Below are 13240 nucleotides of genomic sequence, written 5' to 3' on the forward strand. Positions count from 1 at the left end.
TTGTCTCATACCATTATATACAGCTTTCACGGTATGTGCAAGAAGCAGGGGAGTTGAAAAAGATATCCGCCTCAGGTATAATTGACCATATGCGGTACGGGCGAGGTGACGGTGGATGAAAGAGATAGCGGTAGTGGCAACGGAAAAGCAATATGCAAGGTTTTTGATGGACAACATCAGCAAATATCTGGGCAGATACGCAAGCTTTAAGGCCTATTCCATTGCGGAAGTGGAGACCCTTAAACGGATAGAGGAGGATTATGTGCTGGTGTCGGCATTTAACATATTCCAGCAGGTCCGCCAGAAAATCAGCGACCAGTCCGAAATCGTGGTCCTCTCGCTGGCCCTGACCAAAAAACAGATGGAAAAGCTTAAGAAGATACCAAAAGGAACCAAGGCGCTGCTGGTCAACTTTGACCACAGGACCTGCATGCACACCATAACCAGCATGTATGCCTCGGGCTTTCGGGATGTGGAACTGTTCCCGTACTATGGGACGGGGGAATACGACAGGTCCATCCGGCTGGCCATCACCCCCAATGAGGGGCACCTGGTGCCCCAGGGAATCAGCCAGGTCATCGATGTGGGCGAAAGCTCGGTTGACATGAACAGCCTGTATATCATTGCTGAGAAACTGGGGGTTTATGATGAGTTTTCCTCCAAGGAAGCGGCTGCTGCCAGAAGGGAGTATTATTACATTGACTCCAGCATGGATAAACTGCTCAATGACAAGGAAAATATGTCGGATAAGCTGAATACCCTCATGAACCTGATGAATGAGGGGATTATCATAACGGACGTGGTGGGCCGCGTGTATCTGTGCAATGAGAAGGCCAGGCAGCTGATGTCCCACCGCTCCAGGGTGCTTCTGGGGTTTAACATTGAGGAACTGCTGCCCGAGCTGGATGTGAAGAGCGCCTGGGAAAAGCTGATTAAGACAGGGGAGAGCAACCTGATTGCATCCGCAGTGGAAATCCGTTCCGGGGATAAGGTTGCAGGACATATCATAACACTGAAGGACTTTGAGGAAGCGGAGACCAGGCAGCATGACATGCGCTCCAAGCTGTACGGGACCAGCCACAGGGCAAGGTATACCTTTGAGGATATCATCGGGACCAGCAGGGCCATCCGGGAAGCCGTGAACAACGGCAGGCAGATGGCGCGCTCCGACGCGGCCGTGATGATTACGGGGGAAAGCGGGACAGGCAAGGAAATGTTCGCCCAGGGCATACACAACGAGTCCGCCAGGAAGAATTATAACTTCGTGGCCGTCAACTGCGCGGCCATACCGGACAGCCTTTTAGAGAGCGAGATGTTCGGGTATGAGGAAGGGTCCTTTACCGGCGCCAAGAAGGGCGGCAAGATGGGGTACTTTGAACTGGCACACAGAGGGACCATTTTCCTTGATGAGATAGGGGAAATGCCCATGTCCCTCCAGTCCAAGCTGCTGCGCGTGCTGGAGGAGCGGAAGGTGGACCGGATCGGTTCGGATAAAAGTATTGACGTGGATGTGCGGGTGATTGCAGCCACCAACAAGGACCTTTTTACCATGGTGGAAAATGGCGGCTTCCGGGAGGATCTGTTCTACCGTTTAAATGTGCTGCCCCTTAACGTGCCCCCCTTAAGGGAGCGGACCCAGGACATACTTCCCATATTCTATTTCTTTGCAGGCAGGAACCGTTCGGACATGGAGCTGACGCCGGAGGCAGAGGCAATCCTCACCCATTATCCGTGGCGGGGCAATGTAAGGGAGCTGCGCAATGTGGTGGAGTTCCTTCTGACAAAGGAAAAGCAGGTGATTGGGGCAGAGGACCTGCCGCCCCTGCGGACCGGGAGGGAAAGGGCTGTCCCCGGTTTCGCGGGCAGGGGACAGAAGACCCGCATGCCGGAGGCGGCGGGGAAGGAGCCGGGAATCCTGGAACGGTTCATATTAAATGAGTGGAAGGATTTGGGGTTATATAAGGCAGTCCTTGTGCAGCTGCGTGAATCCCTGGAACGGAAGGAACGTTACGGGCGGCAGAAGCTGCTGGAGAAGATGAACGGCAACGGAGGGTTCTACACGGAAGCCGAGGTGAGGAAGGCGCTGTCTAAGCTGTCCGCCCACGGGTTCGTCCGGTCTGTCAGGGGCCGGGGAGGCAGCGTGGTTACGGAGGACGGGCTGTCCCTTCTCCAGGCCATAGAGGGGCGTGATGGTCATGGGGGAAGCTATTAAGAACAGTAGAATGGGGTATGGGGGAAGTTATTAAGAACAGCAGTATGGGTTATGGGGGAAGTTATTAAAACCAGCAGAATGGGTTATGGGATAGATTATTAAAACCAACAGGATAGGCCATGGAACAAATAGGGTTTGCAGGATAAATATTATCCTATAAACCCTATTTATCATATCAATATAAATGAAAATGCATAAAAATACGTTATTTTCTCCTTGGCATGGTTCTTGCTATATATAAACAACAATAAGTTAAATACACAGCCATACTATTGTTAATAAATATACAATAATCATGAAAAGGAGCGATGGAGCATGGATGAAATTCAATGGCCGGAGGGCAAAAAATGCGCAGTTATGTTTTCCTTTGACCTGGACGGTGATACAACCTGGGAAAATGGAAACAGGGGGCTTCCGAACGGGGAACAGTACATCAAGTCACTGTCCGTGGGACAGTACGGTCCCAAGCGCTGCGCGGACAGGATCCTGGATAAGCTGGATCAGTATGGGGTAAAGGCAACCTTTTTCATTCCCGGCCTTACGGCGGAGCGCTATCCGGAGGTGGTAAAACGGATTGCCGCCGCAGGACATGAGATAGGACTCCATGGATATGCCCATGAAAGGTTTGCCGGAAAGACGGCTGAGGAGCAGATTGAAATCATTGAAAAGCCCCAGAGGATATTAAGGGAGCTTATAGGACACGATGTGGAAGGTTTCAGGACGCCCTCCGGGGACTGGGCCGTGGAAACGCCGAAGCTGCTGTATGAAAGGGGAATCCGTTATTCCAGTTCCATGAGAGGGGACGACCGGCCCTACAGGACTGTAATTGACGGCAGGGAGACGGATTTTATCGAGATTCCCACCAAGTGGGAGGTGGACGACTATGTTGCCATGGCCTACCACATGTATCCGGCAGAGCCGGCGGGACAGGACCGGATTTCCTGTTACCGGAATGTGGAGGATAACTTCATGCGCGAGTTTGAGGGGCATTACAGATACGGACTGTGCATTTCCTTCATGAGCCATCCCCAGGTAATCGGTTCCCCGGGAAGGATACGGATCCTGGACCATCTGCTGCAGCACATTACGTCCAAAAAGGATGTGTGGATTGCAACCGGGTCCCAGATTGCCGACTGGTACAGGGAACATTCCGGTTCTGATTACAGTAAGACTCAGGAGGTGGGATAGATGAGATCAGAAAGACCCCAGTGGCCCGGCGGGAAAAAATGCGCGGCCATGATTACCATTAATTTGAATGCAGAGCTTTTCTGGCTCCAGCTGGACCAGACATGTGTCAATATGCCAAAGACCCTGTCCCTGGGACAGTATGGGATGAACCGGGGCCTGGACCGCATCCTCGATATCCTGGATGATAAAGGGATAAAGGCAACATGCTTCACCCCCGGGTGGGTGGCGGAGCAATACCCGGATAAAATCCTGGAAGTCCATGGACGGGGCCATGAAATCGGCGCCCTGGGCTACCGGCATGAGAATATGGCCCTGCTGTCCGTTGAGGAACAGGAGGAAGCCATCCGGAAGGGCGCGGAGGCCATCGGACGGCTCTGCGGCATAAGGCCCAGGGGATTCAGAAGCCCGGAAGGCGAATTGACCCTGGATACGCTGAGGATTGCGCGAAAGCATGGCATGGTATATTCCAGCAATCTCTGTGATGATGACAGGCCGTATGTAAAGGACCTGGGGGACGGGGCCTCCATCCTGGAGATTCCCATACACTGGGTGAATTATGACCTGCCTTATTTTGCATTTAACTATCATCCTGCATTTCCGGCAGGGCAGGGAAGGATTGCCAACTATACAGGCGTGCTGAGCAACTGGAAGGATGAGTTTAGCGGCTGCCATGAATACGGGCTATGCTATGTGCTGCAGCTTGACCCGGCTGCCATCGGAGCGCCCGGCAGGATTGGGATGCTGGAGGAACTGATTGATCATATCAATGATCTGGGCGGTGTCTGGTGGGCAACCGGTGAGGAAATGTACCGTTATTACAGCGGATGTGGTGGAAAACATTAACAATACAAGATGAGATGGAGGAAATGGTTCATGGCGGGAATTTTTGAGATGGTGGACAGGATGTTTGCAGGCGTTGTGCCTGTTGCGGATTTCCTATGGGATTTCCCAACCAATTATGCGTGGTATTCCGGTATCCCGGTTCTGGGACAGTTCTCCCTGGCAATCTTACTGCTGCTGGGAGGCAGTTTCTACTTTACCTTTAAATTCAATTTTGTCCAGCTGAAGGAATTTAAGACCGGCCTTAAGCTGCTTACTGCAAAGACAAAGGCCAAGGTGGGCACCACCCAGCTTGCAGCCTTCCTGATCAGTATGGCCGGCAGGGTAGGGGCAGGCAACATCGTGGGCGTTACGGGCGCCGTCACAATCGGCGGCCCCGGCGCAATCTTCTGGATGTGGATATCTGCTTTTGCAGGCATGGCAACCTCCTTTGGCGAGGCCACCCTGGCGCAGATATACAAGGAGAAAAAGGGCGATGAATATGTGGGCGGATTTACTTTTTATATCCAGAAGATATGGAAGAACAAGGCATGGGTCGGCGGGGGGATGTGTATCCTGTACCTGCTCTACAACATGCTCAGCATTCCGGTACATACGTTCCATGTGTTTACGGCTGCCAGCTCCATTGCCAATGAGGTGACCGGGCGTGTGACCCAGGTTTCAGAACCCCTTTATTATATCATTGCCATTGCCATTGTGGTGATTATCGCGGTCATTACCTTTGGCGGGATTAAAAGCGTGGTCCGGTTCTCTGACAAGGCTGTTCCTGTGATGGCGGCGCTATATATTGCAGTGATTGCGCTGCTTATCATACTGAACCTGAATAAGGTTCCGGCCTTTGTGGTTGCTGTGTTTGCAGGGGCGTTCAAGCCATCGGCGGTCTTCGGGGGCGCTTTTGGCGTGGCCATGGCCCAGGGACTCAAGAGGGGACTTCTCTCCAACGAGGCAGGCATGGGTACTGCCACCCAGGCCAGCTCCATTGCCGATGCAAACCACCCCTGTGAACAGGGCTTTGTCCAGGCCATCGGCGTATTTGTGGATACCATCGTAATCTGTTCCCTGACCGGTTTTGTCATCACGGCGGGAACCATCTGGGAGAATCCCGCCCTTGACTGGGATACCCTGAAGCTGGATAAGATAGGCACCTTCCTGACCTCTGTCAAAGAACTGGTTCCAGGCACTGCCATGGACACCGCGGTGCTGATCTTCGTGGCCGTTGCATTCGGACTGTTTGCATTCACAACCCTGTTGTGCGACCTGACCTATGCGGAGATCGCAGCCAACAAGATTTCCACCAGCAAAGGTTTTATCGGTTTTGTCCGCGTGCTGGGCGCATTTTTCTTTGTGCCTCTGGGAACCATTACCGTGCTGGCAGGGCTTCAGCTGGACAACCTGTGGTATGTATCGGATTTGATTAACGTAGTGCTGGTGTTCATCAATATCCCGACCCTGCTCATGGCCAGGAATATCATCCTCAATGCATATAAGAATTATAAATGCAGCGGAGGCAGGCGTTTTGTGTCATCTGAGATAGGCATCGAGACAGATGTGTGGAGGTAGGAATGAAGATTAAAGTAATCATGACAGACAAGGCCATGGACCGGGAAACCATGGACCAGAGGGAAAAGATGCTGTCAGCCGCCGTGTCAGAGGGCGTGGTGATATCCGTGGACTGCATAAAGAAAGGGCCAGATGAACTGGACTGCAACACGGACGAGGCATTTGCCGCCCCGGAGCTTGTAAAGGAGGGCATAAAAGCCGAGAAAGAGGGATATGACGCCATTGTCATATACTGCTTCAGCGATGTGGGGATAGATGCGGTGCGGGAAAATGTCAGGATCCCGGTCATCGGACCCGGGGAGACCAGTCTTTGCGCTGCCAATCTGCTGTGCAACCGTTTCGTGGTAGTCACGACGGAGGGCGCCAACATACCAAGGACATACCGAAGGCTGATGCGCAATGGGATTGCCAGGGAAAAGATGACCTCCGTGCAGGCGCTTGACATTCCCATCGGTGAACTGAGGACCGACCCTGGGGCAACTGCGCGGTATCTGAAACAGGTCTGCGGGAGGGCGGTGAGGCAGGAACAGGCGGACGGCGTCATCCTGGGCTGCCTGGGCATGGCAAGCTATGGGGCGATGCTGGAAAAGGAACTTCCGGTTAAGGTCTTCGACCCCGCGTTTATCGCGCTTGCATATGCTGAGTTGAGCGTAAGGCTGGGGCTGGTGCATTCTACGGCGGTGTATCCGGCGTTTCAGAATACCAGCCATGTGGAGTTGTGATACATGTAGAACGATGATGATGTGCAGGGCAGTGACACCGGTAGGGCTGTGACACATGTAGGGCTATGATGATGTGTGGGGCAGTGATACAGGTGGAACTGTGATGATGTGTAGGGCAGTGATACAGGTAGGGCTGTGATGATGTGTAGGGCTGTGACACATGTAGAACTGTGATGAGATAAGACGGATAAGATGAGGATTCCCCTGCTGACCGGCCGGACGCCGGATGGCAGGGGAATTTTATAAATAAGCTAAATTTTGTCCCTGGAAACATTTCCATCCTTTTTCATAAAACATCTTTTCATCCTGCCTGCCACAAAGAAAAGGAACAGGATGACCGCGCATACGGCTGTCAGAAGGGCTGCGTATTCCAGGAAGCGGTGTCCGTTATCTTTGTATGCACGGTTGAGGAAAGGGATGCCCAGTACAATGGAAACATACCAGAATACGGGCGGGAGCCATCGGAAGGACGGCCTGCCCGAAATATGTCCGGCCACGTGATACAGGATGGACAGGGAGGTAAAATACACAGCTACGCCGATGATGGTGTGCAGCCGTCCATGGGTCAGCCATCCGTCATAAAGCCGTGGATTGTGCAGCCAGAGCGGCAGTGAGGCCGGAAGATATATGGACAGCACAATCCTGAACCCGTTGACAAGGACGGTGGACAGATAGGATATCACGAAACTGAAAACGGTCCAGATGGCTTTTTTCCTTATGGTGTCCATGCGGTGCACATAAGAAAAGATAAGCATGGCAATGGCAATCATCATGAACTGGACACCGGAACAGGATGGCGCAATGATAAAGCGGAGGGGATAGTTCACATATCCTGCAATGGGGTCATATTCAAAGGGAATCCCGCTTAAGGTCCTGACCCACCGGGCCGTGGGGGCCAGGATCCATGTGAGGCGGCTGGCGGCCCCCTGTGTGTAAAAGCCTTTGATGATGATTATGGTGGCTGTCCCGGTGAGATAGAATGGCCAGTTCCGTCTTAGCATGGACTTTTGTTTACAGGGGCCTGGCGCCCATGTCTCAGTCATCATTCTTACCTCCGGCATGATGGCTGCCGGAAACGGTATTCAAAATCAATATAAAAGCCGCGGCTGCCATAAGAATCAGGACACTGGGTTCCGAGCCGATGGTGTAACCTCCTCCCACCGCCAGGTCAGATACCTGCAGGGGAAGGGGAAGCGGCTGGTCCACGTCCCTGCTTTCACCTGTGGTATTGCGCGCTTCATCTATCACGGCCACAAAGGAGGTATAGGATGTCATCATGCTGTAGTCAAGGCCCAGGGCGGTCACTTCTTTCCTGACAGCCTCCTCATCCCCGCCGCTGAAGCCATAATCCATCAGGTTCTCCACGCGGGTGCGTGCCCACAGGTAAGGGATGGCGCTGTTTTCTGCTGAGGAGGATGCTTCTGAAACCTGGATTGTCTGGCTGTAATCCCCGGTCCCGGACTTCCCCGTGATGTGGATGGCGCCGGCGGGATTACCCCTCCATTTGCCGAACAGCACAATGGGCTTTTGGGCAAAAAGGGTGGGGATGGCCGTGGGTTCGACGTCATAGGCATCAAATCCGTCATAGTCCACCTGGACATCCGTTAAGACAGGAGACTGTATATAGGTGTCAAAAAGTCTGGCCGTATCCGCGGATTCGGATGAATCCGTGACAACAAAGGATTCGCCGCCGCCCGTCCTGGCAATGCCCTCAATCAGGTAACGGTTCACGGAGGTGCCGATACCAAAGGAAAAGAAACTGGTGGTGTCAAGGTTTCCTGCTACAATGTCAAATATGGCCTGTTCGTCGGACATGTAGCCGTCCGTGATGACCACGACGCTGCGTGAGACGCTGCCTGCGCCGGAATCCATGGGGATTCCCACCGCCTTTTCCAAGGCCGGGGCCAGCTCGGTCCCGCCGCCGCCTTTCTGGCGGTTAATCAGGTTAATGGCCCGCTCCACATTCTCATCCGTGGCAGGAAGTGATCTGGCCGACATACGGATGGCGTCATTGGAAAACAGTATCAGGTTAAAGGTGTCGGTTTCCCGCAGATTGGAAACCATGTTCCGGATCAGCTCCTTGGCAGTATCCAGGGGATATCCGAACATGGAACCTGACACATCCAGGACAAAAATATATTCACGTGGTGGGATGGCTTCTGCAGGGACACGTTCCGGGGGCTGGACCATGAGCAGGAAGAAATTCTCCCTGTCCCCGGTATTCAGCATAAGGCCGCTGTTTACCGTCTGTCCGGCCAGCTGATAGCGTAGTATGAAATCGCGGTTTCCCCCGTAATCCGCCGGGTCCTTCAGCGTGATATGGGCAGAGGAGTCAGCGGACTGTTCTATATTGATTTTATGGGAACTGGAAACAAGCCCGGTAATCGGGACGCCTGTGGAAAGGCTGACTGCAATGTCATAGGTCCCTTTGGGAACAGCGCCCCCTTCCTGATATGGACTGGCCACCCATTGATCCCCATCTTCCTCCCTGTCCGGTGAAGGGCTGGAGTATCTGGGACCCACAACGGCCGGGAATACAAATTCATAGGAACCTTCGGACAGGGCAATCATTTCCGTATAGTGCAGTTCTATGTTTACCGTATCCCCGGGCATGATGTTGGCAACATTCATGGTAAATACATTGGGGCGCTGCTGTTCAAGGAGGGATGCGCTTTTTCCTTCACTTTTAGCCGCATCGAATTCCTGCTTTGCCTCTTCCTTTTCCTTGATTTTGGCGGTGACAACCTTGTCCCCGACCTGCATTTTCATGCCATGGACGGAAACCCTGGTGGATGCAGGAAAGACATAGCCCGCATTAACAGGGACACTGCCTTCATTTCCATAGGTCTGGGTAACATAGGTTTCAGCTATGACACCGTTTATGACGGTTGATACCTTTGTATCCTTTAACGGAAAGCTGTCGGTCGACGGATCCGCCCCTTCAACCATGAAATAAGGGGCAAGGGTCCTGTCCCCGGTGTCATTGCCGGATTCTTCGCCGTAGGCAGCCGGGCACAGGGACAGGAGCAGGATTGCGGAAAGCATACACAGCCATAGTTTCTTATTTTTCATATCGTGCACCTCATTTGTTCTTTATTGGAATTGACTTCCTGTTTAATTTACAATACCCAGGCATCAAAAAAGCATCAAAGATGCATCAAAGTTGTATCATATAGGAAAATGGGACAAAAATAGAGGTAATGGAAACGTAATAGAAAAGATTTATAAAATAAATGGCATATGAGTGAAAGGAATGATATAATAGGAAACGATAGTCTGGTTTAGGTATTCCGCGCACAAGGACAGATGGTACAAGGCCCTGCACGGATGTACTTAAAAAGGTAGAAAAGGAGAGAACCCAATGAACAACAATGAAAACACAGGGAATCAGGAAATCATACAGCGCCTTAAAACCGCAGAGTCACTCTGGGCATTGGTATCAGGGTGCACCAAGGAACCATATGTGGTCTGCGACCCGGAAACCTTTGATGATGAGATCATGATGTTTTTCAGCGCGGAAGATGCGGAAGAGAAGGTAAAGCAGCTGCGGGAGGCCGGGATACCTGTGGGTATCGTAAAACTGGAGCAGAGGCAGATGCTGCTGTTCTATACCAGCCTGTACACCATGGGCATCAATGCGCTTCTGGTAAGCGAAGGGGACACACAGACCCTGATCCAGCTGGCTGATTTTGTGAGACGCAATAAACCGGAGCAGGACCCGGAGGGCAAGCTGTGGGTGGAGAATCCTGCCCTGCACCTGACCGCCCTTTACTATATGCAGGAAACCAGGAAGCAGCCGGGACAGGAGGAGAATCCACAGATAAAAGAATGGCAGGATGAGATTTCCAATTATTTCAGCAAAGGAAGCTTCATTGTTGCCGTACAGAAAGAGGGCAATGGGATTCCCGTGGTGAAGCTGAATGATAAGGAAGTTTACCAGGCCATATTCACCGATATCATGGAATTCCAGAAGTTCAATAAAGAGAACCAGCTCCGCCCCATTGTCGTGACAGCTGACAAGATTCCACAGATCCTTGTGGCGGAGGCCACTGGGGTGCTCCTTAACCCCATGGGCGTAAGGATGCCGCTTCAGGTAAAACGGGCGGAACAGTAAGGTATATGGTCATTCAGTCCATGGCTTGGCCATGGACAAAAAGTTTGGTGACAGGCAGCGGTTTTGCTGCCTGTTTTTCTGATTGCCATTTGTTCCCGGATATATTATTATAATATTACCTGAATAATCGGTATATGTGTATATTACTGTGAGAAAAGGCCGGGGTATGTGAGATGAGAGGGTCGGACAGAAAAAGGCAAAGGATATGGGATACAGTACTTCCACTGTTACTGTGCGTATGTTTTATTGCCAGCAGCCTGCTGTTTCTGGTGCAGATGATCAGAAAGAACCAGGTGGAGACAATCGAGGCGCTGTATAATGCGGCGGAACAGAAAAAAACCACCATTGTAAAGCAGATACAGGGAGACCTCCAGACATTGGAGGGCCTTGCGGTAGTCCTGGGCGAGATTGGGAAAATGGAGCGGGAGCAGCTGCTGCCGATCCTGCAGGAAATCAATAATGACAATGCTTTTATCCAGATGGGATTTGCCTGGCCGGACGGCAGCGCCTGGCTGGTGGATTTAGATGGCAGTATCTATGAACTCAGCCTGTATGACATGGAGTTTTTCCAGAAGGCGCTCCATGGAACCAGCACGGTATCGGATATATTCCCGGATGAGCGTGTGAAGGACCACTATGTGAATTATTATGGAGTCAATATCCGCAATCCGGAAGGAGGGACCATGGGCGTGTTATGCGCGGTCCATTCCGCGGATGTGCTGCGCCGGATCCTGGATGCCCCTGTGCTCAGCGGCCAGGGATTTTCCAATATAGTCAATGGGGACGGCAGTTATGTGCTGCGCTCCATCAATGCTTATCCCGGGGATATCCTGCCTGAGAACCGGGAGCTGGTTAAGGAAGCGGTTGGGACAGGAGGAATCGCATCCTTTGACATGACAGACAAGACCGGCAGGAAGCAGGTGTCTGTGATCATCCCGATCCTGAAGGACCGCTGGTACCTGCACAGCATGGTGCCTGACCGTGTGCTGCGTGCCAGGTATACGCAGACAGCTGCCGGAATCATGACAATCATCGTGGTGTCCTGCTGTCTGTTTGCCCTGTTCCTTTCAAGGCAGAGAAGTATGGCTGCCAGGACCCAGAAAATGCTTATGAACCTGGCATACCGGGATTCCCTTACAGGCCTGCGCAATTTTGACGGCTTTAAACTGGATGTGAAGCCGTTCATGGAAAAGAATGACCTGTCCTCCTACGTGCTGTGGTATGGGGATTTAAAAAAGTTTAAGTTCATCAATGACATACTTGGATACGAGGAAGGGGATAAGATCCTCAGGCTTATATCGGAATATCTTCAGGAACTGGAAGATAAGGAGTGTATCGTATGCCGTATATCTGCCGATAATTTTGCGGGAATCGCAAAGTGCGGGAATCAGGATGGCCTGAACATAAAGTTTCAGGAGGTACTGGACCATATAAAAAATGCAGGCGTTGAAGGCCAGGCGTTCATTGAGCTGTCTGTGGGGATTTACCGGCTCAGTCCCGGGGATGAGAAGCTCTCCATGGATGTGCTGATGAATTATGCCAACATGGCCCACAAGATTGCCAAGGAAAAGCCAGGGAGTAACTTTGCCCTGTATGACAGCGGGCTAAGGATGCGCCAGATAGAGGATTCCATCCTGGAGTCAGAAGCTGAGAAGGCAATTGAGGCTGGTGAATTCAAGGTTTACATGCAGCCCAAGGTCAATATACAGAACAATAACTGCCTGTCAGGCGCCGAAGCCCTGGTGCGCTGGCTCAGCCCCTCCAGGGGACTTGTACCTCCGGACCGGTTCATTTCCCTGTTTGAGAAAAGCGACCGGATTGTAATGCTGGACCGGTATATGTTCGGGCAGGTCTGCAGATGGTACCGGAATTATCTGGACGGAGGTGGACGCCCGTTAAGCATTGCGGTCAATGTTTCCAAGGTGGGTCTTCTCCGGAAGGACTTCATTCAGTATTATTCAGAGACAAAGCGTTGTTTTGGGATTCCTGACGGCTATCTGGAACTGGAATTTACAGAGGGCGTGCTGTTAAACGATACGGATATGTTTTCCGACATTGTGCGGCAGCTCCAGTCCAAAGGCTTTACCTGTTCACTGGATGATTTTGGTTCTGGCTACAGTTCCCTTAACCTGCTGAAGAATCTTCCCATCGATGTGCTGAAGCTGGATATCATGTTCTTTCACAAGAGCAGGGACATGGGAAGGGAGCGGATTGTAATCTCCAATTTCATCCATATGGCAAAGGAGCTGAAGATAAAGACCATTGCCGAGGGCGTGGAAGATACGGACAGTGTGGAATTCCTGAAGAACTGCGGATGTGATGTGGTGCAGGGGTATACATTCTTTAAACCCATGCCGCTGGAGGAATTTGACCGCCTGGTGAAGGAACAGGGAAGGAAGCCTTTGGTTCCCAAGGATGTGTGAGCAGGAGGACCGGCCATTTGAAGGGGCATCTTCAAATGGCCGGTCCTCCTGGATTGGTCAGATGATATCCATTGGATGTTGAGTATCTTTTTGATACTAAGTACCTTTTGGGAACCTATCCCACTTCAAAGTGCGTACTTACAGGAATTAACGGCCCCCTTTATAATAAGACCATAGGAAA

9 protein-coding genes are annotated in these 13240 nt (G+C 51.9%); 7 read left to right on the top strand and 2 right to left on the bottom strand.

Annotation, left to right across the window (positions count from 1 at the left end; translation table 11 throughout):
* The first annotated feature begins 115 nt into the window (after positions 1-115).
* From LK536_RS38660 to LK536_RS38680, 5 genes are all read left to right on the top strand, one after another.
* Positions 116-2212, top strand: coding sequence for a sigma-54 interaction domain-containing protein (locus LK536_RS38660; protein ID WP_227795527.1), 2097 nt, complete (start codon positions 116-118; stop codon positions 2210-2212).
* A gap of 315 nt (positions 2213-2527) precedes the next feature.
* Positions 2528-3400: a polysaccharide deacetylase family protein gene (locus LK536_RS38665; RefSeq protein WP_008717714.1), complete on the top strand. Its 873-nt coding sequence runs from the start codon at positions 2528-2530 to the stop codon at positions 3398-3400.
* Entirely contained in the window at positions 3401-4243 is an 843-nt protein-coding gene (locus LK536_RS38670; RefSeq protein ID WP_130789855.1) for a polysaccharide deacetylase family protein, read from the top strand.
* A gap of 30 nt (positions 4244-4273) precedes the next feature.
* On the top strand, positions 4274-5800 hold the full coding sequence (locus LK536_RS38675) for an alanine/glycine:cation symporter family protein (RefSeq protein ID WP_227795526.1): 1527 nt from the start codon (positions 4274-4276) through the stop codon (positions 5798-5800).
* A gap of 2 nt (positions 5801-5802) precedes the next feature.
* Complete coding sequence (locus LK536_RS38680; protein ID WP_227795525.1) at positions 5803-6522, top strand: aspartate/glutamate racemase family protein; 720 nt, start codon at positions 5803-5805, stop codon at positions 6520-6522.
* Between the two features lie 251 nt (positions 6523-6773).
* Here the strand turns inward: LK536_RS38680 and xrtK are convergent, their stop codons facing one another.
* Positions 6774-7568: an exosortase K gene (xrtK, locus tag LK536_RS38685; protein ID WP_227795524.1), complete on the bottom strand. Its 795-nt coding sequence runs from the start codon at positions 7566-7568 to the stop codon at positions 6774-6776.
* Positions 7558-9594 (bottom strand): VIT and vWA domain-containing protein, encoded by a 2037-nt coding sequence (locus tag LK536_RS38690; protein WP_227795523.1) that lies wholly within the window; start codon positions 9592-9594, stop codon positions 7558-7560. Before LK536_RS38690 ends, xrtK begins: the two co-directional genes overlap by 11 nt.
* Positions 9595-9883: 289 nt before the next feature.
* On the opposite strand from LK536_RS38690, the gene LK536_RS38695 reads away from it, so the two are divergent.
* Together LK536_RS38695 and LK536_RS38700 are read left to right on the top strand one after the other, a co-directional pair.
* The gene (locus LK536_RS38695; RefSeq protein ID WP_008717702.1) at positions 9884-10636 is read left to right on the top strand and encodes an SseB family protein; all 753 of its coding nucleotides are present in this window, start codon (positions 9884-9886) and stop codon (positions 10634-10636) included.
* 275 nt (positions 10637-10911) lie between these two features.
* Positions 10912-13059 (top strand): putative bifunctional diguanylate cyclase/phosphodiesterase, encoded by a 2148-nt coding sequence (locus tag LK536_RS38700; RefSeq protein ID WP_331472117.1) that lies wholly within the window; start codon positions 10912-10914, stop codon positions 13057-13059.
* Positions 13060-13240 lie beyond the last annotated feature (181 nt).

The organism is Clostridium pacaense (assembly GCF_020709765.2).
Taxonomy (GTDB): domain Bacteria; phylum Bacillota; class Clostridia; order Lachnospirales; family Lachnospiraceae; genus Enterocloster; species Enterocloster hominis.